The organism is Turicibacter sp. St.80E1, assembly GCF_059728495.1.
In genome coordinates this window covers 1057542-1083367 of the sequence record NZ_AP039386.1, presented here as the reverse complement: position 1 = coordinate 1083367, position 25826 = coordinate 1057542, and the positions used below count along the sequence as shown (strand labels likewise).

17 protein-coding genes are annotated in these 25826 nt (G+C 37.0%); all 17 read right to left on the bottom strand.

Features of this window, described 5'->3' with window-relative positions; all coding sequences use genetic code 11:
• Positions 1 to 25: 25 nt before the first annotated feature.
• A complete protein-coding gene (locus AC6I0I_RS05310; RefSeq protein ID WP_262953744.1) occupies positions 26 to 2293 on the bottom strand; it encodes an FtsK/SpoIIIE family DNA translocase in 2268 nt (755 codons plus the stop codon).
• A gap of 124 nt (positions 2294 to 2417) precedes the next feature.
• Complete coding sequence (locus tag AC6I0I_RS05305; protein WP_262953743.1) at positions 2418 to 4106, bottom strand: ribonuclease J; 1689 nt, start codon at positions 4104 to 4106, stop codon at positions 2418 to 2420.
• Between the two features lie 660 nt (positions 4107 to 4766).
• Positions 4767 to 5648 (bottom strand): 4-hydroxy-tetrahydrodipicolinate synthase, encoded by an 882-nt coding sequence (dapA, locus tag AC6I0I_RS05300; RefSeq protein ID WP_161831862.1) that lies wholly within the window; start codon positions 5646 to 5648, stop codon positions 4767 to 4769.
• A 19-nt stretch (positions 5649 to 5667) separates the two neighbouring features.
• A complete protein-coding gene (locus tag AC6I0I_RS05295; RefSeq protein WP_161831863.1) occupies positions 5668 to 6705 on the bottom strand; it encodes an amino acid kinase family protein in 1038 nt (345 codons plus the stop codon).
• A 1-nt stretch (position 6706) separates the two neighbouring features.
• Positions 6707 to 7744 carry an aspartate-semialdehyde dehydrogenase gene (locus AC6I0I_RS05290; protein ID WP_161831864.1) on the bottom strand — a complete coding sequence of 346 codons (1038 nt, stop codon included), beginning with the start codon at positions 7742 to 7744 and terminating at the stop codon, positions 6707 to 6709.
• The gene (locus tag AC6I0I_RS05285; protein WP_161831865.1) at positions 7744 to 8580 is read right to left on the bottom strand and encodes a dipicolinate synthase; all 837 of its coding nucleotides are present in this window, start codon (positions 8578 to 8580) and stop codon (positions 7744 to 7746) included. The genes AC6I0I_RS05290 and AC6I0I_RS05285 overlap by 1 nt, the downstream gene beginning before the upstream one ends.
• A gap of 713 nt (positions 8581 to 9293) precedes the next feature.
• A complete protein-coding gene (locus AC6I0I_RS05280) occupies positions 9294 to 10226 on the bottom strand; it encodes a polysaccharide deacetylase family protein (protein ID WP_262953742.1) in 933 nt (310 codons plus the stop codon).
• 154 nt (positions 10227 to 10380) lie between these two features.
• Positions 10381 to 12480, bottom strand: coding sequence for a polyribonucleotide nucleotidyltransferase (gene pnp / locus AC6I0I_RS05275; RefSeq protein ID WP_262953741.1), 2100 nt, complete (start codon positions 12478 to 12480; stop codon positions 10381 to 10383).
• A gap of 461 nt (positions 12481 to 12941) precedes the next feature.
• A complete protein-coding gene (locus AC6I0I_RS05270; protein ID WP_262953740.1) occupies positions 12942 to 16277 on the bottom strand; it encodes a DEAD/DEAH box helicase family protein in 3336 nt (1111 codons plus the stop codon).
• 174 nt (positions 16278 to 16451) lie between these two features.
• A complete protein-coding gene (locus tag AC6I0I_RS05265) occupies positions 16452 to 17618 on the bottom strand; it encodes a restriction endonuclease subunit S (protein ID WP_262953739.1) in 1167 nt (388 codons plus the stop codon).
• Positions 17619 to 19076: a type I restriction-modification system subunit M gene (locus AC6I0I_RS05260; RefSeq protein WP_262953738.1), complete on the bottom strand. Its 1458-nt coding sequence runs from the start codon at positions 19074 to 19076 to the stop codon at positions 17619 to 17621.
• A 139-nt stretch (positions 19077 to 19215) separates the two neighbouring features.
• Positions 19216 to 19485: a 30S ribosomal protein S15 gene (gene rpsO / locus AC6I0I_RS05255; RefSeq protein WP_161831871.1), complete on the bottom strand. Its 270-nt coding sequence runs from the start codon at positions 19483 to 19485 to the stop codon at positions 19216 to 19218.
• A gap of 107 nt (positions 19486 to 19592) precedes the next feature.
• The gene (locus AC6I0I_RS05250) at positions 19593 to 20519 is read right to left on the bottom strand and encodes a bifunctional riboflavin kinase/FAD synthetase (protein WP_161831872.1); all 927 of its coding nucleotides are present in this window, start codon (positions 20517 to 20519) and stop codon (positions 19593 to 19595) included.
• Positions 20520 to 20531: 12 nt separating this feature from the next.
• The gene (gene truB, locus AC6I0I_RS05245; protein WP_262953737.1) at positions 20532 to 21431 is read right to left on the bottom strand and encodes a tRNA pseudouridine(55) synthase TruB; all 900 of its coding nucleotides are present in this window, start codon (positions 21429 to 21431) and stop codon (positions 20532 to 20534) included.
• Positions 21432 to 21451: 20 nt separating this feature from the next.
• Positions 21452 to 22588, bottom strand: a complete 1137-nt coding sequence (gene hemW / locus AC6I0I_RS05240) for a radical SAM family heme chaperone HemW (RefSeq protein ID WP_262953736.1) — start codon at positions 22586 to 22588, stop codon at positions 21452 to 21454.
• A gap of 9 nt (positions 22589 to 22597) precedes the next feature.
• Positions 22598 to 23374: a histidinol-phosphatase gene (locus AC6I0I_RS05235; RefSeq protein WP_161831875.1), complete on the bottom strand. Its 777-nt coding sequence runs from the start codon at positions 23372 to 23374 to the stop codon at positions 22598 to 22600.
• Between the two features lie 484 nt (positions 23375 to 23858).
• Positions 23859 to 25691 (bottom strand): translation elongation factor 4, encoded by a 1833-nt coding sequence (lepA, locus tag AC6I0I_RS05230; protein ID WP_317452431.1) that lies wholly within the window; start codon positions 25689 to 25691, stop codon positions 23859 to 23861.
• Between the last annotated feature and the right edge of the window lie 135 nt (positions 25692 to 25826).

Below are 25826 nucleotides of genomic sequence, written 5' to 3'. Positions count from 1 at the left end.
AACTCTCTCTTCTTTTAATCACATATTATAGATTTGTAATCATTTCGTGATATTGGGTTTCGGTCATGAGAACCTCTCGTGGCTTGCTTCCCTCACTCGGACCAATTAAACCATTCATCTCTAAATCTTCAACAATTCGTGCCGCCCGATTATAACCAATTCTAAATCGCCGTTGAAGAAGTGAGGCTGATACCTTCTTCGTTTCAATAATATATGCTAAAACCTCTCGCATCAGTGGATCCTCAAGGGTTTGGGCCTCATTTTGAATTTGTTCAATGTTTTCTAAAAAGTCTTGCTTCACCTCGTCTACGGCAACTTGCGACTTAATAAATTCGACGATTCGAATAACCTCTTCATCCGAAATAAATGCTCCTTGAACACGAGTCGGATTAGAGGCTCCCATCGGTAGAAATAGCATATCCCCTTTTCCAAGTAATTTTTCAGCGCCTGGCATATCGATAATCGTACGTGAGTCAACTGCCGAAGATACCCCAAAAGCAATTCGCGAAGGAATATTAGCCTTGATAACCCCGGTAATAACATCCACTGATGGGCGTTGTGTTGCAATAATTAAATGAATCCCAGCTGCACGTGCCATCTGTGTTAAACGCATGATACATTCCTCAACCTCTTTTGAAGCCACCATCATCAAATCAGCTAACTCATCAATAATAACAACAATAAATGGTAGAGGAGCTTTATGGCCGCCTTCTCCTTCATTATAACCTCTCACATATTCGTTATAACTTTCAATATTACGTGTTCCGCTCTCGCTAAATAGTTCGTAACGATACTCCATCTCTGAAACAACCTTTTTAAGTGCAAGTGAGGCTAAGCGTGGGTCCGTAACAACAGGGGCTAATAAATGGGGAATCCCATTATAGCCATTTAACTCAACTTTCTTAGGATCAATCATTAACATCTTTACCTCGTTAGGTGTAGAGCGCATCAGGATACTACAAATAATAGTATTGATGCAGACTGATTTTCCAGATCCCGTTGCTCCCGCAACCAGTAAGTGAGGCATTTTATTTAATGGAGAATAAACAGTCTTTCCAGAAATATCTCTCCCAAGGACCATCAATAATTTTTCCTTTTGCTGTTTATGCGGAACCTCTTTAACAATTTCTTTGAATGTTACCAACGTTTGTTTAGGATTAGGAACTTCAATTCCAATCGCTGATTTTCCCGGTATCGGCGCTTCAATTCGAATACCTTTTGCGGCTAATGCAAGTGCAATATCATCCGTCAAATTTAAAATTTTACTAACTTTAACGCCAACATTAGGTAGAATTTCAAATCGTGTAACCGAAGGACCAATATGAACTTCCTGCACCTTAGCCTTTACGTCAAAATTTTTAAAAGTATCCTCTAGTTTTCTCGCCTGTGATTTAGCACTCACCAACAATCTTTGTGAATGATTAGTCTGTTGGTAATCAACAAGTAGATCCAAAGGAGGAAGAACATAATTCTCATCTTTTAACACTTGTATTTCAGTCTCAAGAATAGGTTCTTGTTCAACTAAAGGTTGGTGTTTATCAAACTCTTTAATTTTAAACTCTTCTTCCTCAATATGTTCCTCTTCGTCTGTTTCCTCAACTTCTAACAGTTCCTCTTCATCCACACTTTCATTTAGCAGTGTCACTACAGGTTCGTGAGTCGTTGCATCTGTTTTCCTCACACGCTCTCTACTTGTTGTTGGCACACGCTTTTTATGTCGAACACTTTGACGTTGCTTCATCTGATAATCGCGAGCCTTTTCATAAAAATCTTTCACTGTTAAATCAAAAATCAGTAATGTTCCATAGCAAAGAACAAATAACGATACAATATACAGACCATTTGTTGTGACTAAAGGAACAAGTAATCCGTAAATAATCGCACCCGCCAATCCTCCTCCTGCCGTAAAAGAATTATTTAAAATATCATTTGAAAAATAGTATTTTAACATCCCTTCAAGAATGGGAATATTATGCGCCTTAAATTCACGGTATACCGGCAGATGACTAAAAACGATTAACGAAACGAAAACTAATCCCCATCCTATTTGCTTCGAGTTAAACGGACCAGGGCTTTGTCGTTTTACAATAAAACGCCACCCATAAATTATCATCGCAATTGTAAGTACCCAAAAAAACTCTCCAACTAAAAATAATCCTAATTTTTTCAAAAAAGTCCCAATAATACCTAGTTGGCCAATCATTAAAATGGATAGTAAGACGAGTAATATACCAACTAATTCATACCCTATTCCTGTTAATTTAACTTTCTTTTTACGTTCTTTCCTTGCCATACTCTTACCTCAATCATTTCATCTTTAAAAACTGCTTCTATTATCTCATAAAATTTAACTTTTTTCATGCTCATTCCATAACTATAACAAAAAAACTACCTTTCTTATCGAAAGGTAGTTTTCTCTATAGATTAAACTCTTCCACAATTGGAATAATAATCGGTTTACGTTTCGTTTTATTGAAAAGTAACTTTCCTACTTTATCTCGTAGCTCCTGTCTTAACCCCTGCCAATTTACATACTGTTCTGTCACAAACTGCCCAATAATCTGACGAACTAATTCGTCGAGTAATTTATAAAGTTCCTCGTTCCCTTTTTCATAAACAAATCCTTTGCTCACAATCTGAGGTCCCGCTACAATAGCCTTCGTATTTTTATTTAAATTCGCAATAACAACGATAATTCCATCATTCGCCATCAATTGACGATCGCGTAAGACAACACTTCCAATGTCACCAACACCCAAGCCGTCTACCAACACCTGATCGATTTGAATATGCTCGGTATGATTGACCAATTCACGTTGTTGAAATTCAACAACATCACCATTATCTAATAAAATAATATTTTCAGGACGATACCCCATTTGTTCTGCTACCTTAGCATGAGCAACTAAATTGCGATACTCACCAATAACAGGCATCACATATTGCGGTTTTAATAAATTCATCATTAACTTCAAATCTTCACTACTTGCATGAGACGAAGGTAACAAATTCTTATTAACAACAAACACCTGTGCCCCTGTGCGATAAAGCATATCAATTGTTCGGGCAGCCTTTACTTCGTTCCCCGGAATTGGAGGTGTAGCCACAATCACCATATCCGTTTTTTCAATATGAATTAATCGATCTTGGTGTTTGGCCATTCTCGTTAATGAATTGAATGGCTCATGACGATTTCCTGTTGTTAACACTACCAAGTTTGAAAGATTATTATCGTTTTTTTCATCAATATATAATAGGTTCATTAACATTGATTTTGGAATACGTAAATATCCTAATTTCACCGCAATATCGACGATACGCTGCATTTTACGCCCAATAATAGCAATTTTACGTTTATATTGAACAGCTAAATCAATGACTAACTGAATGCGATAAAGGTCAGACGAATATAACGAACAAATAATACGTCCATTAGCACGTGAAAATGCCTCATCCAACTCATATTGAAGCGCCGATCCCGCTCCGGTATAACCTGATTTATCCGCATTAATACTCTCCGAAAGTAAACATAAAACGCCCTCTTTCGAAATTTCAGAAATTTTAGCATAATTTGTTTGATAACGTCCTTTTGCATTTTGATCAAAAGTAAAATCAGAGGTATAAACAATGACCCCATCCGTTGTATGAATACAAATAGCGACCGAATCAGGAATGCTATGAGTCGTTTTAAAGAAAGTAACTTTAATTTCCCCAAAGAACAGCTCATTATTCTCACGAATTTTATAAAGCTTATATTGTTTATAGTCTAATCCATTTTCCGTTAATGCATCTTCTACTAATGACATCGTTAATCGAGTTCCGTAAACAGGAACGTTAATCACGCTTAAAAGTTGTGGAATAGCTCCTATGTGATCCTCATGACCATGTGATAAAAACACTCCTTGAACGCGAGATGCATTCTCTTTTAAATAGGTAAAATCAGGAATAACTGCATCTACTCCTAATAAGTCCTCTGTTGGGTATTTTAAGCCTGCATCTAAAATGAAAATTTTATCATTTACTTCTACAACGTATAAGTTTTTTCCGTTTTCATCAAGCCCACCTAATGCAAAAATTTTAATTTTTTGTTCTACTATTGATGCCACATTCTCATCGCTGTCAATGATATGAAACAACTTACTATTTCATAGGTTACCTCAGTTGACAACGACCCACCTCCTTTAATTTAAAATTCAACTAAAAACATCTACTGTAACCTCTTTTATTTAATCATTGTAAACAATTCTATCATTTTCATATCCATGTAATAAAAGGGAAGTTTTCTCTCACTACGTCGCATAAACCTCATCTTTAATTAAACATTTTCATATCTATTAGTTTTGAATTTTTCAGACCTTAAAACCAACAACTCTACTCTTAAAGTTATTGGCAAGAACGACTAGTTTTATTCTGTCTATCTTTATTTAGTAATTAAGATCATACCGTCTCTTTTAACTTGCTCCATTTTTTAAAAAATAATGACGATTATTTCATCAACCGTTACGAATTTGTAAAATTAAAAGTTTAAATTAAGAATTCATTTAATTTATTAACGACATAAAAAAAAGATACACTATAACAATTTTTAATCTTAAAATAAAGACCCTGTCCCTCATTTATATCAAACCGAAAATGTTTATCTTCTACCTTTATTATAGTACATCCATTGAAAGACGACAAGTGTTAGAATATTTTTTTACCGAAAAACGGCAGCTAAATTAAAAGCAAAAAAACATCTGCTTTACTCAGATGTTTTTTCTTAATGTCTATTCGTCGAACAGTGGACTTAGTTGCTCAAACAGTGCCTGGCTTTCAAACTGATTCATCTCAACTAGTGGAAGTCGAAGCCCACCTACTTCCATACCAAGTTGATTTAACATGGCTTTAACCGGAATTGGATTGGTGGTCGTAAATAACCCCCGATAAAGGGGATCAAGTTTTTCATTCAACGCTTCCGCCTCCTCTTTTTGACCATTGTTATATAACTGATAAATTTTATTCATTTGTAATCCTGCAACATGAGAGGCAACTGAAATAACACCATCGCACCCCAACTTCAAGGCATTTAAATAGTTCGAATCATCCCCGCTATATAATAGAAAATCTTCTGGTGCCTTTTCCTTTAATGCTTTTAGTAGTTCCAAATCACCACTCGAATCTTTAATTCCTACAATATTTTTTATTTCCGCTAACTCCAAAATTGTTTCTAGCGATAGACTAACTCCTGTTCGAGAGGGAATATTGTATAAGAAAATAGGTAAATCTGTTGATTCGGCAATTGCCTTAAAATGCGTTAAAAGACCTAGCTGATTTGGCTTATTATAATAGGGAGTCACAACTAATACAGCATCAGCCCCCACTTCCTCGGCTAACTTAACATTATGAATGGTTGTTTTTGTATTATTCGTTCCCACACCCACGATAATAGGGATGGTTCCTCCCGCAAAATCAATGGCTGTTTCCCAAACCCGTAACCGTTCAATCGCTGTTAGTGTTGGGGCCTCTCCTGTTGTTCCTGTAACGACTAAGCTTGTTGATCCGTGTTTTAGAAGATGTAAAATTAACCGTCTTAAGCTACTAATATTTAGTTGATTATTTTCATTAAATGGGGTTACCATCGCAGTCATAACTGGCCCAAAACTATTCATAACTCTCACATCCTTCTTTTTAAATTAAATTATAATGTAAAAAATTCAATGTCTCTTCAAGTTTTAATGCGTCAACATAAAATGTTAGTTCCATAGGTGTTCTTTGCTGATTCATCCAACTTACCTGAACATAATTTCCATGCTTTTCGTACGAAAGCCCTTCGTCTTTTAAATACTTTTCAACGGCTTCCTCATCATAGGTTTGTGCATACCAATACTCTCCGTGTTTAACTAGTTCATGACACTCAATAGGACGAACAACACCAAAAATTTCATATCTTGTATATCCAGCCTTATAAGTTAAACTTAGTGTTGTTACTTCCTCATCAACAACATATGTCCCAATATGATCTGCACTTGTCGAACGTAGCCGTAAGTTTACATGGTTCTTTTTCGCTAATTCAATTGCTTTTAAATGAATAACCTTTGCCCCCCGGGCAGCTAAAGCAATTAAGCTATCGTAACTTATTTTTTCCAAAACTCTCGCATTTTTTACTAACTTAGGATCCGCTGTCATGACTCCCTCAACGTCAGAATAAATATCAACGTAAGTTGCCTTTAAAGCCCCACCTAAAGCAACAGCCGATGTATCACTTCCTCCACGTCCTAGTGTTGTAATACTTCCATCATCTGTCGTACCTAAAAAACCGGGAGCCACTAACACATCATAATCATTAAACAAATCCATCATTTTATCTATCTCAACCGTAATGATGTTTGCATTAGTATAGTTAGTATCTGTTTTAATTCCAACCTCACTTGGGGCCAGCGAAGTCACCTTTAATCCTTGCTGTTGCAAAAAGTCCGACATGACAATGCTTGAAAGAATTTCTCCGCATGAAAGAAGTCGATCATACTCCCGTTTAGACACATGATAAGTCACTAATTCTTTCAATGAATCCGTCGCATAGGGTTCGCCATGTCTTCCCATTGCTGATACAACAACAACGACTTTATACCCTGCACTCACTTCACGTCGAATATGTCTAAATGCTTGGTATCTCATTGCCTGATCTCTTACCGAAGTTCCACCGAATTTCATCACTACAATATCCATTTTAATCACCTAACAATCCGTTCTGATGCATATAATACGCAATCTGTACACTATTTAGGGCGGCTCCTTTAAGAATGTTATCCGCAACGATCCAAAAATGAATCACCTGCTCCTCGAACAAATCCTTTCGGATACGCCCTACAAATACCTCATCACGATGCTGTAAATATAAAGGCATTGGGTAGGTTTGATGTGAAATATCATCCCGTAAAACTACATCTTCACACTGTTCAAATAAATCAATAATTTCCATTCGCGTACTCACAGGTGACTTCAACTTAACCGTAGTTGAAATACTATGACCATAGCGAACTGGAACGCGAACACAGGTGGCATTTACCTTTATCCCATCATCGTTTAATATTTTTTGTGTTTCGTTAATCATCTTGATTTCCTCTTTCGTATAACCTGATTCCATAAACACATCTATTTGCGGAATCACATTATGCGCAATTTTATAATAAATCTCATCTGAGCGAGTCGGTAAAATTTGTGGTAGATGATTCTCGTCTGTTAACTCTGCATCATACTCATACAATGCCTTCGCTCCCGCTCCCGAAATAGCCTGATAGGTAGAAACATTCACTGACTCAATTCCGTATCTATCTCTTAACGGTTTTAATGCGACCACAAGTTGAATCGTCGAACAATTGGGATTAGCAATTAATCTTGTTTCCTTTGATAAAATATGAGCGTTCACTTCGGGTACAACTAAAGGAATCTCTGGGTCCATTCGAAAGGCACTCGTATTATCAATCACAACAGCACCTTTTGAGACAGCAATCGGAGCGTATTTTAACGATACACTTCCTCCGGCACTAAAAAAGGCAAGGTCAATATCATCAAACGAATTTTCCGTTAATTCCTCAATCACAACATTACTATTTCTGAAGGAATACACTTTTCCTGCTGAACGTTTAGACGCTAATAATCGCAAAGAAGAAACTGGGATAGGATAACGATCTAATGTCTCTATCATGTTGCGTCCTACCTCGCCGCTTGCCCCGACAATTGCAACACGATATCCTCGTTGGTCCATCACAATCCCCCTTTCTTTTCACTTGAGGCAATGTAATCTCTAACAAAGCGGAATAAATAATAAGCTGCCGTCTTAGGCGCAATAATACTTGGTAAAGACAATGCTAATTCCGATTGGATTCCCAATTCTTCAGCTTTCTTAAAGTTAACACCTCCCGGCTTACTACTCACGTCTAGAACGTAGCAGTCGCGTCTCACTTGAGTTAAATCCTGCTCATCTAGCATCATAAAAGGAACTGTATTTACAATGACATCATAATGATGTAAATCACTTCTCATCAAATCAATATGAATTGGATTTAATCCCATTTCAAATAATCGTGCCTCGTCTTTTTTCTTTCTAAAAGTCACGCTAACATATGCACCCAATGCCTTTAAGTCCCGTGCAATAGTCATCGCTATTCGCCCTGAACCAATAACTAAAATCTCTGCCTGATGAATCGTAATATCTGTGTTTTTTATAATATGATATATCACACCTTCCGCTGTTGGAATCGAATTATAAATTGCGACTTCATCATGGTCGAAAATCACTTCATATTTTCTTGGCACAACTTCTAGCAATTTCAATAATTTTGGATAGCGAATGGGGGTTAAGATAACACAATCTTCAGGCAAATGCCGTAAAACATCCTCTGTTAAATATAAATGGGTACTCGCAATTCTACCATCCTCTGCAATGCCACCGAACGGTAAAATAAGATAATGTGTTTCTTTTAAAATATGAAAATCAAAGCTTGAAGAATCCAGATGATATTGAATCAAATCCATCCCGCTATCACGAATATATTCAGATAAATAATTCATCCGTTTATCATTATTTATGATTAAAATCATAATGATCACCTACCTTCTCTGTAGTTACATAGTATTTTATGACGGGAGAAATCAAGTCGTGACAATATTATCAACAATGTCTTAATAACTCGTTGACATTTGAGAACTCTTATATTACGTAGCGTTAGGTGGATTTTTCTCCCTCATCCACTCTCCTTTAGTCTGTAAACAGGAGCCGATGATCGAGCTAATTTTTTCCTACGAAAACCTTTAATGAACTTATCTCTATCCCGCATTCCTACACTTAATTAACGAGAGTTCATATTTTTCAGCAAGATAAAACTCGTAGAAAAAGCGTCGAGATTGACTTTTTCTACGAGTTTTAATGTCTGATCAAAAGAACAACTCAATACTAGCAAACAATAGCAGTTCTGATATACCTCCCTATCTATCCGGCATTTAGCACACCATGAAAAACTACCACATAACTTCCTAAACTAACAGTTGCAACTTGGCTCCCCCTCACTATAAAGAACTCATTCATCACAAAAATAGATAATCTTAATTTCGTATCAGAGCGGCACGGAAAACTTATCTAAACAAAATAAGTATTTATCACTTCACCCTATAAATTTGCCCTAGGACTTCGGCTTATTTAGTTAACTTTGTCATGACTAAAAAGGCTAATGCTTACTTGCATTAGCCTTTTTAGTCACCATATTCAAAAAATATTTACTATCATATATCAGGTTTTAAACCATGAATCTTACTTTCTATCGACATTCCGGACGGGTCCCCTCTACTATTTCATCAATGGTTTTAAATTCATACCCTTTTTCTTTTAATTGATTAATCATCGGTTCTAAAGCAATAACCGTTTCAGGTTTAGGATGCATGAGAATAAGAGCACCTGGTTGTAGTTTTTTCATAACCCGATTAATTAAAACATCGGCTGTTCCACCTTTCCAATCTATGGTATCTGCCGTCCACATAATCGAATACATTCCCTGATCATAAGCCGCCTTTAATGTTCGATCATTAAATTCTCCTGCTGGAGGGGCAAAATAAGTAATGGGTTCATTAATAATTGACTTCAATACATCATTTGTTTTTTTTATTTCATCTACATATTGCTCATAAGTAAAACTACCCCAACGTGATGGATGTGAGTAGGAATGGTTACCGATAACATGCCCATCTTCGTGTATTTTTTGAACCTGATTTTTATGATTTTCAGCGTATCGTCCCTCAAAGAAAAAGGTTGCCCGAACACCTAAACGATCTAAGATGTTTAACATTTTATCTAATTCTTCCTCACCCCAAGCTACATTTATCAAAAGAGAGACGTAATCTCCATTTTCATTTCCCTTATAAATTGGGGTCTCTCGAAACTCTTCAGGACTTTTTTCATAGTTGATAGCACGACAAACTAATAACGATGAATCGAAACTTCCATTTAATAGCATATTATTATAAGATAACTCATAATCAATTTCTGATCCTTGTAGACCGGGTACAAATCCCCACACACTATCAATACGTGGTTCACTCGGTTCGACGCGATGAGTTTCCATATAATGAACTAACTGTTGGTGAATGTCATCATTCATATTTGAAACCGGGTATGACTTTGGATAAAAATTCATCCCAATTAAAAGCGTGATATAAGCAATAATCCCAAACACAGCTCCTACTTTTTGCTTCACAGCGGTCACCTCTACTCATACGATTTAATCCTTATCAGTTTGCCACACTCATGTATGATTTATACATTTTTTAAATAATTTCTACCATATATTCGTATTTTACAGAATTGCTTTCCAGAAAATAAAAAAACTCGCAAATATGCGAGTCCTTTTATTATTTTAGTTGTTGTTCTTTCATAGCTTCCTTACGTGATAAATTTACACGACCACGATCATCTACCTCAGTCACTTTTACGTAAATTTGGTCTCCAATATTAACAACATCTTCTGTTTTCGCTACACGTTCTTCTGCTAATTGAGAAATATGAACAAGTCCATCTTGACCTGGGAAGATTTCAACAAATGCTCCAAACTTTTCAATACGAACGACTTTACCTAAATAGATTTTTCCAATTTCAACTTCGCGGACAATATCTTCAATCATTGCCATCGCCTGATTAATGTTTTCCGTTTTATCGTGCAAGATATAAACTGTTCCATCTTGCTCAATATCAATCTTAACTCCTGTTTTATCGATAATCTCGTTAATTTGTTTTCCACCAGGTCCAATGACATCGCGAATTTTCTCAACCTTAATTGTCATTACCTTAATTTTTGGCGCATAAGCTGATAAGTCCTCACGTGTGCTTGAAATCGTACTTAACATATGATTTAAAATTTGCATGCGTCCTACTTTGGCCTGTTGTAGAGCCTCTTCTAAAATCTCACGACTTAACCCTTCAATCTTAATATCCATTTGTAAAGCCGTAACCCCCTGAGCTGTTCCGGCTACTTTGAAGTCCATATCTCCTAAATGATCTTCCATCCCTTGAATATCTGTTAAAACCGTATAGTTATCGCCTTTTTTAACAAGTCCCATTGCAATTCCAGCAACAGGCGCCTTAATTGGAACTCCAGCTGCCATTAATGCCATGGTCGATGCACAAATCGATGCTTGTGATGTTGATCCGTTTGATTCTAAAACCTCAGAAACTAAACGAACAGTATATGGGAAATCTTTTGCAGATGGCATCACTTGTTTAAGCGCACGCTCACCAAGGGCCCCATGTCCAACTTCGCGACGTCCCGGTGCCCCATAACGCCCTGTCTCTCCAACAGAGAATGGTGGGAAATTATAATGGTGCATAAAGCGTTTAGTTTCTTCGACTTCTAGCCCATCTAACATCTGGTGTTCATTTAATGCCCCAAGCGTACAGATTGATAACGCCTGTGTTTGCCCACGTGTGAATAAAGCCGATCCATGTGTTCTTGGTAATAAATCAACGCGTGATGAAAGTGGACGAATTTCGTCAATTTGGCGTCCATCAGGTCGTACTTTTTCATCCGTAATTAAACGACGTACTTCTTCCTTCACAATTTTATTTAAAACCTCTTTAACTTGTTTAAGTTCCTTTTCGGTTACCTCTTCTTGTTCAAATACATCAATGACACGCGCGTTTACGGCATCAATTGCTTCTTGACGAGCATGTTTTTCAACCACTTGAATCGCCTTTAACATATCAGCTTCAGCCATTTCACGAACGCGTGTATTAATTGCCGGATCAATTTCATATAAATTTAATTCCATCTTTTCTTTTCCAATTTCCGCAACAATTTGCTCTTGGAAACGAATGATTTCTTTGATCGCGTCATGCCCAAACATGATTGCTTCTAACATCACTTCTTCAGGAACCTCTTTTGCCCCTGCTTCCACCATGTTCACCGCATCATTTGTTCCCGCTACCGTTAAATCAATATCCGATTGTTCTAATTGTTCAACCGTTGGATTTAATACGAACTCTCCATTAATACGTCCAACAACCACTCCAGCGATAGGACCTTCAAATGGAATATCTGAAATAGATAAAGCCAATGATGATCCGATCATCGCTGCAATTTCTGGTGAGTTATCGTGATCAACACTCATTACATAGTTAATGACTTGTACATCATTTCTAAATCCGTCTGGGAATAATGGACGAATTGGACGGTCAATTAAACGTCCCGCTAAAATCGCATGTTCACTTGGTCGTCCTTCACGCTTAATAAATCCACCAGGAACTTTCCCAACGGCGTAAAGACGTTCCTCATATCCAATTGTTAATGGAAAAAAATCAATATCTTTTGGTTCTTTTGATGCCACTGCTGCCGTTAAGACAACCGTATCTCCATAACGAACTAAAACCGAAGCATTCGCCTGTTTTGCTAACTCACCCATTTCAAATGTCAATGGACGTCCCGCTAACTCAAACGAATAAACGTGCTTTTCTGACATATATATTACTCCTTCATTTTCTTCATTTGTATTTATTCTTTTCTATCATACCATAAGCAAATAATTTAAAGCACTAATTTTTTTCATATTCCTCCCTTATTTGCCAAAGAGAGAAGAAAATCTTCTATCATTTATAAAAATTTCATTTATCCGCTGACTTCCCTTCAAATTCTTCACCACCTAAAAAAGAAAATAGACTTTTTATCTATCACGTACTTCATTGAGTATTCAAATCTAACTTCTCTTCCCCTATAGTTTAACCTTTTATTTTTAAATTCATTCCTGAATTTTTCACCATCAAAACAAATTATTAGAAAAGTATCTAATTTTTAAATTTTTAAGTTAATTTTTTGTAGAATTAGTACTCTAAAAAAGTCGCATCAAATTTATCATAAAAGAAGAGGCTAATTTCAAAAAAATGGACAGATGACCGAAAAAAAAAGCGCCTTTTAAGGCGCTTTTTAAGCCACATCAATGGTCGCTTTGATTTCATTTAAATGTGCAATAATTTTTTGAGCTTGACTAAAATCGAATAAATCAAGGATACTTCCCACACTCCTAAATGGATCTTCGGTTAATACTTGGTTATTTTCAACAAAACCATTGGCGGCGATATAATCGATCAGTAATTGAATAAACTTGAGTTGATTGACATTGAGGGATTGATCACTTAAAAATTCAGAAAAAATTTCCTGGGCTGCTTCTTTATCCATCCCCACCAGTTGTCTAACTAACTTTGTCACAGGCGTTTGACCAAATTCTTTTTGGTACTCTTCCTTTGTTCCAAGTTGCGTCCACATAAGTGTCTCTAACGTTTGAATATCTTGAACCGTTAAAGATTTATTATGGCGTAACTTATAAATCGCAAGTTCATCTCGGTGTTCATGTAAATAATGTTCCACCTTTTTACGATAATTTTTCAAATCATTTCCCCCGTAAATCGGGCCTGTTTCCCCCATCTCAATAATTTCATCAGAAAAAGACGTCGTATAAATCACTTGTGTTTGCCGCTCAATTAACTTCACTAAATCTCTTAGCGCTTGTCGAACATGCTCCAACTCAAAGATCGAGGCCTCATCCCAAAATTGTTCGGTTTGTAATCGTTCAATCATATCCTTATGCGCCACCACTTGTGCAATCGTTCCAAGTTTAGCTAACGATTCCGCCGTCTTGACAACGACCTGCACGGCTCGCGTTGGTTTTTGATGTTGTAAGTACGCCAATTCAATTAAATACATCGTATAATCAAACTGTTTAGCAAGTTCATCTTCTTTTTTCGGCATAATTAACGGAGAAATATGCGATTTTATTTCATTGACAGCCACCGCCCCAAGATGTTGCCACGACGCTTCTTGTTTATATTTATCGACAAACGTTAACTTCATTTTTACCCGAAAACTGTCTTCATTTAATGATGAAATATCTTCTAAAACATCTGCAAGTAACGCTTGACGATAGTTCATATAGGGAGCTTCTTGATATGCTAAATCTTGAAGTTCTTTCATGATCTCCATTTTTAAATTAAATGTTTTTTCCGTTAAAGACGCCGTAATCTTTGTCTCCATTCCTTGAGGATTCAAACGGAAAAATTCAAAATTACGACAAAAATCAAAAATTAAAAACTCCTCCTTATCTTGATTTACGCCTAGTAAATCTTTGCACAGGCGCGTTCCTCGTCCAATCATTTGATGAAACTTCGATTTAGAACGCACCTTTTTAAAGAAGACAAGGTTTAAGACTTCTGGAATATCAATTCCCGTGTCTAACATATCAACGGAAACAGCAATTTGCGGATACTTTTTCGCCTCGCTAAAATCATCAATCAGCGTCTCAACATACTTCGTACTGTAATCAATGACTCGGGCAAAATCACCACCATATTCAGGATAGAGCTGATTAAAGCGATTCACGATTTCCTTCGCATGCCGGGAGCTTTTGGCAAAAATAATACTTTTTCCAAGCTTGTCTCCCCCTTCAACACGCAATCCTTTTTCCATCAATTCCGTTAACACTAGATCAATGGTATCGGTATTAAAAATCCACTGATTGACAGCCGAACTATCAATGGTGTCTTCAATCGTTTCATCCGCTTCAAATAGTTCATCAAACTGTTCCTTTTCTTCTTCCGATAGTTGATCATACGTGATCCCTTCTTCCATGACGGCTGATTTCATTTCATAGACGCGATAACTTACTAAATAACCACTTTCAACCGCCTCTTCAAGCTCGTAGGCAAACGTTGGTACCCCATTTTCAAGATCAAAAATCGAATACGTATTTTTATCAATTTCATCTTTTGGCGTTGCCGTTAATCCAATTAAAAGCGCATCGAAATAATCAAAAATCGCTTGATACTTTTTATAAATACTTCGATGGGATTCGTCTACGATAATCAAATCAAAATGTCCGGGTGTAAATAACTTTTTCCCGTCCTTTCGTTTGGCCTCATCAATCGCATTCATCATCGTCGGATACGTCGAAAAAATCATTCGAGCTTGCTCTGGATTTTCTTTTCGATCGAGGAGATTGCATAAGGTTAAATGAGGGAGAAGTTGACTAAAATTCGTTTTCGCTTGTCTAACGAGTGCCGTTCGATCGGCTAAAAATAAAACATTTTTCACATAATGATGTTTCATTAGCACATCGACCATCGAAATCGCCGTTCGCGTTTTTCCCGTTCCTGTTGCCATCACAAGTAACATTTTTCGTTGTTTTTTATCAATCGCCTCACAGACACGTAAAACCGCCTCTTTTTGATACGGACGGTTCGTGATGTGATCTTGAATATCTGAACTTAAGACAGGCGTTATCGTTTGACGACGCTCAATCATTAATTGTAATTTTTCTTTTGTAAAAATCCCTGCCACTTTTCGTTCTGGATAGTTCACATCATCCCATAAATAAATCTCGTATCCGTTCGTAAAGAAAATAATCGGACGTTGCCCATATTGACGTTCTAAACAATCCGCATAAAGTTTAGCTTGTTGTTGTCCCACTTTTGGATCAACCGTTGATTTCTTCGCTTCAACAACGGCCACGGGTTTTCCATTATTTCCATAAAGGACGTAGTCAACAAACCCCATCTGACTCGTTGTTGGCATCCCACTCACTTGAACTTCTTCTAAGGCATCGACCCCTAGTTCAAAACCTGCTAATTTAACCTCTAAATCAATATAACGTTTGCGTGTTTGTTCTTCTGATAAAGGATCGACCTCAAACGAATACGATTTAACGTGTTCTACTCGACGCTCCGTTAATTGTTGACGTAACGTCTCGTTCTCCTTAATCATTTCCTCTAACCGTTTATCTTTAGAACTTAGCGTCTCATAAAGAGTTTGTAATTCTTCCGGACGTGTTCGCTTCTCTTTTCCCTCATACAAAATCGACTCATCAAACGGCGTGGCTGTATACTCTTTTGCATAGCAATAATCAATCCAAGAAATAAATTGATGTAAGTTATGAAGTGAAAGAACGGCCTCTTCTCGTTTGATGCCGCTATTGGTATGCACGGCCACGTTTCCAAGTTTAATAATATATTTAATTAACGGGAACAACTCTTCATCCATAATGTCCCGAAACGAATGTTCATGAATTAAACTCGATAGATTATCTTGATAGGGAACGCGTAAAGCTTCATCGAAGCTATACACCCACTTCACAGCAAGTTCCAATGCCCGACGGCTTAAAATCGCACAATTAGCGGGACTAACGATAATCCCCTTTTCCGCTTCCAAACAGGCAGCAGCAAAACTTTTAAATTCTGTCTTTCCCTCCAAAAACTTAAAATTACCACACATTAAACCCTCACTCCCTTCATCTTCACTTTTTACAGTCAAATCCATCTTCGGGTATTTTTTAATCTTTACTCTATTATACCGTATTTTCGCAAAACATTTCCACCCGAAGAAATTGGAAGACCGATGCATCCCTTCACTAAAAAAAGACGCCCCCAAAAACGGGAACGCCCTCCATTATTCAACGACTAATTCTCCACGAAACGCGCGTTGCATCAACGAATGAAAGTTTGTTTCTAATTCAGCCAAACTCTTGCTTAATAATTCTTTTTGCTTTTCAATATTCTCAACCATTTCAGCAAAATGATTTTGAAGTTCGATAGGTGGGAGAATGACATCTAATTCACCTAATATTTTTAAATTTATATTTTTTTGTGCAGACTCTGGTGCTCCATCTTCAATTATTTTCTGAAGAAAAGACATCCAGATTTGAATATACATTTTATTAACAATATTTTCTTTATTTAAAAAAGCTACTACACTATCTGGAAAACACGCGTCAAAGGTTATAATCGTCGTCTTTGCAATATTAGCAGCAATCGTAATACATAATGTTCCCTTGGACCACAATTTGCTCTGTTTTAATCCCAACTCTGAATAAGTTGTCGTATAATCATTGAGATATAATCCGGCATTTGCAATATCTCCTGTTTGAATTAAAGGGTACGGTCCATTTAACAGTTCTGGAGCATTACGTGGTCTATGACTGGATTTTCCTCTTTTCAATGCCCCTAAATTCTTTAATTTCTCTAGATTCCAAGCCCGGTCATTTATTACCGGATCTCCAAACATGTCATAAAACACACTTTGAACTAACTCATCGAGTAAAGCGATTTGTTCTTTTCGTTTATCGATTAATCTCTGCGCTTGGTCAAGAATATTGGCAATTTTATTTTGATACTGAATATTTGGTAAAGGAATAACCACTTGCTTTAAATATTTAAAATGACGACTATACCCATCATTAGGTAGGCTTAATGTATTGAAGAAATAATATAAATACTTCATATTCACATCACTTATCTTTGCGGATAATAATTTAGTACCATCCGCCCCTAACAGAATAGGAAAATCTACATATTTAAATATTCGCGTGTGATCTCCAAATACGATATGAGGACCACTAGAAGAGATTCCTTGATTTGAATTATAATATCCTGCAATAAACTCTTTCCCTTGATCAATAATGCTATATTCACCTATGAAAGAATACTCATCCTTCTTTACCTTAGTAACGCTACTTGTCAAATCCTCTAATATATCAGAAAAAGCTAGAATATTACATCCGATATTTTGTTGCATTAATTTAATATTATTAATATTCTGATAACCTGGTGCTTTCATTTATTTTTCTCCTATCATTTTTTCTAATTCTTTCAGTCCCTGTTGGATTTCTTCTTCGAGTGTTTGAATTTTCTTTAAAATGATGGATGGGGCTTCATACTCAACCTCTTCGTATTCGATTTCTTTATATTTATTGATGGATAAATCGTATCCTGTTTCACGGATTTCATCCACTGATACGAAGAAGGATTGGTCGGTTTTTTGGCGCGTTTTTTCAGACTCAAGGTTATTAAAGCGTTCAATAATATCTGGAATGTCATTCTCACTAATTGGTTGACGTTTATCATCGAGTGAATACCCATCTGCTTTCATATCATAAAACCAAACGTGATCGGTTCCACCAACGGTTGTTTTCGTCAATATTAAAATGGCAGTTGAAACTCCCGCATACGGTTTAAACACCCCACTTGGTAATGAGATGACTGCTTCTAACTTATGATTTTCGACAATTTCTTTACGAATGTCTTTATGGGCTTTAGAACTTCCGAATAAGACCCCATCTGGAACAATCGAGGCACAACGTCCACCTGTTTTTAAAATACGTAAAAATAACGATAAGAATAAAAGCTCCGTTTTCTTTGTTTTAGTTACTTTTAATAAGTCAGCAGATACCGCTTCATAATCAAGTGATCCTTTAAAAGGAGGATTCGCTAAAATTAAGGTATATTTATCTTCGTCTTTATTTTGTTCAGATAACGAGTCTTTGTATTCAATATTCGGATTATCAACGCCGTGTAACATCATGTTCATCGCCCCAATCCGTAACATCGTACGGTCCATATCGAACCCATAAAACATGTCATTATTGAAATGCTCTTTTAATCCTTGATTATGGAATAAATCGGCATGATTATCTCTTAAATATTGCTGGGCTGACACTAAAAAACCTGCGGATCCCGCTGCCGGGTCAACGATCACATCTGAAGGTGTCGGTTTCATTAATTTCACCATCATATCAATGATATGACGTGGCGTTCTAAATTGACCATTCGTTCCCGCCGTTGCCACTTTAGAGAGTAAATACTCATATAAATCCCCTTTAGTATCCGGTGTTAAGGGCAAGACATCAATCATATCGACTAGCTTTGTTAACATTTGGGGGGTTGGAATTTTAAAAATCGCATCCCCCATATATTTGGTGTACGCTGAGTCTTGATTGGCATGCAACGATTTAATAAATGGAAAAACTTCCGTCGCTACCGTCTGATACATTTGCGTCGCTTCTTCATTTTTAAAACGGCTCCATCGTAACGCTTGCCGATTGGCCGGAAACATTCCGATATATGGGAACCCGAGCAACAACGCTTCACTTTCTTTACGTGTCTCAATTTCATCTAAATTTTTAATAAATAACAAATAAGTAAACTGCTCAATGACCTCTAACGGGTTCGTAATTCCCCCCGTCCAAAAGGTCTCCCATATTTTATCGACTTTACTTTTCAATTCACCAGTTATCATGATACGTTCCTCCCTTTTCTATGTCAAAGACGCTTTATTATCTAAACTCATTAGTTAAAGGCCTGCTCATTTAGTATGAAAATAGGACAGATTCTTTATACACGTTAAAAAAGAGCCTTCTTAGAAGGCTCTTTTAAAATTATCGACGTAATCCTAAACGCTCGATTAAAGTAGCGTAACGGTTGATATCTTTGTTACGTAAGTAAGCTAATAAGTTACGACGTTTACCAACCATGCGTAATAATCCACGACGTGAATGATGATCGTGTTTGTGTTGTTTTAAGTGGTCGTTTAAGCGATTGATTTCAGCTGTTAAAACAGCGATTTGAACTTCTGGAGAACCTGTATCTCCTTCGTGTACTGCGTAAGCTTTAATAATTTCTTGTTTTTCTACTTTTGAAATAGCCATAACTATTACCTCCGACATTTCTTTTAAATACGCCTCAATCCAAGCTATTCGCTGGAGGAGCTAAAAGCATAGAATAAGGACATTTCTAATTCTATCATACTTTTTCATTATTGCAAGTCTAATTTAAAATAACTTCGCACTAATTGTCGATCAAAGGCTAACTGTTCCATTAACTTTTCAATCGATGAAAATCGTTGTTCGTCCCTTAAATAGGCACAAAAGTCTAAAATTAGCTCTTCCCCATAAATGTCAGCATCAAAATCTAAAATATACGTTTCAATACAAATTTGATGATTAAAATTAAAGGTCGGGTTATGCCCAATGTTACACATTCCAACGTAGTGGCGTCCACGCACTTCAACCTTTACCGCATAAACCCCACACTTCGGAATAACATAATCTTCGCTTAACTTCAAGTTTGCCGTCGGAAATCCAATTTGTCGTCCTCGTTGTTTTCCGCTAACAACGACTCCACGTAATCGATAAGGGCGTCCGAGCATCTGTGTAACCTTTTCTAAATTACCTTCAGCTAAATAGGATTTAATTTCAGTCGCTCCAATTTTTTCCTCGTTCAACTCACATTTAGGCGTTACATTTAAACTAAAATGCTTCGAATAATTTGCCAACAATGTTACTTCTCCTTCCCCTCTATATCCAAATCGAAAATCAAACCCTGTTGATACATGAGCAATGGACGGTTCAATTAAATAACGTTGGATAAAGTCGGTCGCTCGCATCTTCGCAAGCTCCTCATTAAACGGTAAAATAATAAGTTCGTCGACTCCTAACTCTTTTAACACCCGAATTTTTTCTTGATGGGGTGTTAAAAGATGAGGACTGTTCAATTTATTTAAAAATTGATTGGGATTCGGTGAAAAAGTCATCACAGCACTTCTAATTTGATGCTTTTTCGCATAATCCACGACTTCTTTAATGACTGCTTGGTGTCCTAAATGTAGACCATCAAAATAACCGAGAGCCACAGCTAGCGGTTGATCCATCTTTTTCGTTAAATTTAATTCAATCACTTTCATCGTTATTCCTTCCTAAAAGAATCCACGTACCGAACGATAAACCTCACGTGTCGGATGTTTTTCATAAACGGCTAAACACTTCCCATCACGGCTAAACAAGGCGACCGGCGAGTACGCTGTTTGTTTTACTTGCTCATGATGAAGTTGAACACCATTACGAACCAACTTTTCAAACCAAGCATCTACCGTGACCGATGGAAAGGCAGACATGGCCTCTTCGACGGACATCAATGTTAACGTTCCTTGTTCAGCTCGTTGTTTAAACTCTTCCATTGTTAAACAACTTTCAATTTTAAAAGGGCCCGATGCGACTCGTCTTAAATAAGACATATGCGCAGGATAACCTAATTTTTCACCAATAGTCACTGCAACGGTTCGGACAAACAACCCCTTACTTCCTCGAACACGAAAGCTGAATTTCACAAGCCCGTCATCTGTCTTCGTAATCTGACTTGTTAATTCAAGAGTTTCAATCGTCACCTCACGCTTAGGACGTTCGACCTCAATTCCCGCTCGTGCATACTCATATAACTTTTTCCCATTAACTTTGACAGCCGAGTACATCGGTGGAACTTGAATACTTGGCCCCATCATTTCGTTGAAAACAGATTTTACATCCTCCTCTGTGATTTCCCCTTCAACGAATTGACGATCGACCATCTCTCCGTCAGCGTCTTCAGTCGTTGTCGAAAAACCTAAGGTCACTTCCCCTAAATACTCCTTTTCATTCGCCGTTAAAAACTGAGAAATTTTTGTTGCCCGACCTATGCACAACGGTAGGACGCCCGTTACATTAGGATCAAGTGTCCCCGTATGTCCCACTTTCTTCGTTTTCAATACTTTTCGCGCAATATTTACACAATCATGGGACGTCATCCCTGCTGGCTTATCTAATAATAAGACTCCATCCATTCGTTACCGTCACCCTTTCCTTAAATAGATAATAAAAATTGTTCAAATACATCATTGGCCATCAAAAGACCTCGCCGTGTTAACTTAATTCGATTATTTTGACGAATTAAATATCCCTCTTTTATTAATTGTTGAAGGGCTGTTCGATATAAAGACTCAACATCTCGTTCATAGTGAGCTGAGATTTCCGATAAATCGACCCCCTCTTGTAAACGTAAACCTAAAAACATCTCCTCTTCTAGATGTTCTTCTACTGTTAAAGTGCGCGACTCAATAATTGGTAGCTCTCCTTTGTTCAACTTTTCGATATAGGCATTAATCGAGCGTGTATTTTGATAACGAACACCCTCAATATAACCATGCGCCCCGAGTCCTACGCCAAAATATGTCTTATTTTTCCAATACCATTGGTTATGAATACTCGGCCGAGATGTTGAAAAATTGCTGATTTCATAGTGATGATACCCGTTCTTTTCTAACGTATTAATCACTAACTCATACATATGGGCTTCTAGTTCGTTATCCGTTAAGGTCACCTGGTCTTTCATATAAGCTAGATAGAGTGGCGTATGCTCCTCTACAATTAATGAATAGGCGGATATGTGTTCAACACCAAGTGAAATAGCCTCCTCTACATCCCGCTGAACTTGCTCGAGCGTCTGCGTTGGAATGGAGTAAATTAAATCAATATTTATATTCGTGATACCTTTTGATCGAAGCAGCGAAACCGCCCGATGCACTTCTTGACGTCGATGCTTTCGTCCAATTATTTTTAACAACTGCTCATCAAACGTTTGAACACCTAAACTAAATCGGGAAACATGATTCGCGATAAAATAGTTCACTTTTTCTTCAGTTAAGTTTTCAGGATTAGCCTCTAAACTAAATTCAACTAACTGATCAAAGGGAAGGGCTTGCGCTAGGTAATCAAATAAAGGACGGATTTGCTCAATACTTAGGGCCGTTGGCGTTCCGCCCCCTATGTAAACCGTCTGAACCTCATCAAACCCTACTTGCTGTTCGTAATATCGAAGTTCACGAATCAAAGACTCCACATAGGCCTCGTGACGCTGACCCTTCGTTAATAACTTAGGAAAATCGCAATAGGTACAAATATGGTCACAAAAAGGAATATGAATATATAACCCTTTAGGCATAAAAACCTCCTATAAATGCGTAATGACATTTAACTTTAGCCGTTTCGCAAAGTCACGCGCCATTTGCATATATTCATCATTTAAATAAGCAGGATCATGACAATCAGAATTCACCATCACCTTAACTTCTTTAAACTCCGTGGCGATAATTTTCCAAAACTTCTCCGATGGATAAGGATAGCGAACACCATCTTCATATTTTTGTTCTCCTCGACGTAATCCATTTGCATTCACTTCTAAAATCACATCGTACTTAAGTGCAGCTCTTGCGATTTGTCGAGTTACTTTTTCACAGGCTTCATCCCATTTAGGATAAGTCGTCATGAAAACATCTGGATGAGCCAAAATTTTAAAAAATCCTGTTGCCATTCCCTCTTCAATACCCGCCGCATAAAGCTCTAACTGACGAGGTTCTGTGAAATGAAACGCATCTTTAAATTTTCCATCAATCTGAATATAATGTTGCGCTAAAATTAAATAATCCGTTTGCTTACTTAATGCCTTAATATCTTCAAAAAGAATAGGAAAATATTCACACTCAAGTGCTTTTAAAACGCGGATCTGGGGATACTTTTCTTGAGCTTGTTCAATATCATTAAAATAATCTGATAGTTCATCATAACTCATTCGACGCGTTCCTAGTTGTTTAAAGTTGCGATGCGGCGTATGACAACTCATTCCAATTTCGTCATAATGATGTAAAACAGCCTCACGTACGTAAGCCTCGACACCACCCTTAGCATGTTTGCAACGGTCATGATGTGTATGATAATTTGTTAACTTCATCGTTCCACCTCTTTTAATGTTTTTCTTTCTTATTCCTCCCGCTTATAAAGCCAAAGGGACAAGCTTTCATCCTATCACATTCACTTCATAAAATAGAAGCTTTTTTTATCCTATTATTACCTATACATCCAATCCTATTTTCATCTTCATAAAGTTAGCTAAACAGGCGCCAATTTGCTATTTCATCTAAGAGAGAAATACTCCCCCTAATAGAGACGTTAAATTATTTTCAGGAATAGGTCACTTATTGCCACCTCTAATGATTAGGACTACCTTTTTCATCTTTCCTATCAAAAATTAGCATACTGCAATGACGCAGCAAATGAATTAACCGCCATTAGGAACCCTCCCTTATTGCTCAACTTTAAACATTTATTTTACGAAAAACTTATCTGGACTTATCTATAGTTTACCTTATATTTTAAAAAACATCATTCATTAGCTGTTTTTTTTATCTATAGAAAAAGAGAGGGCGCCTCCTCTCTTAATCTTCGTCCATTGATAAGACCGCCATAAATGCCTCTTGTGGAACTTCAACCGATCCAACAGACTTCATACGTTTCTTACCTTCTTTTTGTTTTTCAAGTAACTTACGTTTACGTGAAATATCTCCACCGTAACACTTCGCAAGAACGTTTTTGCGTAATGCTTTAATCGTTGAACGAGCAATAATTTTACCACCGATGGCTGCCTGAATAGGAACCTCAAATTGTTGTCTTGGAATAATTTCTTTTAATTTTTCCGTAATAACTTTCCCTCGTGAATACGCAAAATCTTTATGAACAATTAAGCTTAGTGCATCAACAATCTCTCCATTTAATAAAATGTCCATTTTCACTAGTTTAGATGGCTTGTATCCAATTAACTCGTAATCAAATGAAGCATATCCTTTAGTCGAAGATTTTAATTGATCAAAGAAATCATAGACAATTTCACCTAACGGAATTTCATAATTCACATGAACGCGTGTCTCATCTAAATATTGCATATCAATAAATACACCACGTTTTTTCTGACATAATTCCATAATCGGTCCTACATAATCATTCGGTGTCATGATTGACGCTTTAACGTAAGGTTCTTCAATCGATTTAATGGTTTGTGGCTCTGGCATCTGAGAAGGGTTGTCAACAACCAACTTTGTTCCATCCGTTAAATAAACATGATAGATAACAGACGGCGCTGTTGCAATTAAATCAATATTAAACTCACGTTCAATACGTTCTTGAATAACATCCATATGAAGTAATCCTAAAAACCCTGTACGGAATCCAAATCCAAGAGCTTGTGAAGTTTCCGGTTCAAATTGTAAAGAAGAATCGTTTAATACTAATTTTTCTAATGCATCACGTAAATCATTATAGCGAGCGGCATCGATTGGGTATAACCCACAGAATACCATTGGATTTAATTTACGATAACCTGGTAAAGGTTCTTCAGCTGGCTTTGCAACCGATGTAATCGTATCCCCTACGCGTACCGTCTTCACATCTTTAATCGATGCGGTAACAAAGCCTACATCTCCAACACTTAAATAATCAACGACTTTTTCATGAGGGGTATGCACACCAACTTCGACTACCTCATATTCGGCTCCAGTTGCCATCATTCGAATCATTTGCCCTTTTTTAATAGTTCCATTAACGACACGAATAGACGCGATGATTCCTCGATATTGGTCATAAACAGAGTCGAAAATTAACGCTTGTAATGGGGCATCCGGATCACCTGTCGGAGCAGGAACCTTCTCAACAACCTGTTCTAAAATCTCTTCAATTCCGATTCCAGCTTTTGCCGAAGCTAATACCGCGTCATCCGCAGGAAGACCAATGATATCCTCAACCTCTTGTTTGACACGCTCCGGATCCGCACTCGGTAAATCAATTTTATTTACTAATGGTAAAATCTCTAAATCATTATCTAATGCTAAATAAACGTTCGCAAGCGTTTGCGCCTCAATTCCTTGAGCAGCGTCAACAACCAATACCGCTCCCTCACATGCAGCTAATGAACGTGACACCTCATATGTAAAATCGACGTGTCCTGGCGTATCAATTAAATGTAAGATATACTCATTTCCATCTTTCGCTTTATATGTTAACTGCACGGCATTTAACTTAATTGTAATTCCGCGCTCACGCTCAAGTTCCATTGAATCTAATAGCTGATTTTTCATCTCACGTTTTTCCAATGCGTTCGTTCGCTCTAAAATACGATCCGAAAGCGTTGTTTTTCCATGATCGATGTGGGCTATAATTGAAAAGTTGCGAATTCGTTTTTGTCGCTCTTTAATTTGTTCACTATTAATCGCACTCACAAAGCTCACTCCATTCCAGTTTAATATCCATTTTATTTTACTTTAAAATGGCCTGTCTCACAAGAAAAATTTGTTGAATCGTTTGTTTTTATCAAGATTCCAAAAAATTCAGCCCTCTGCGTAGGAAAAAAACCT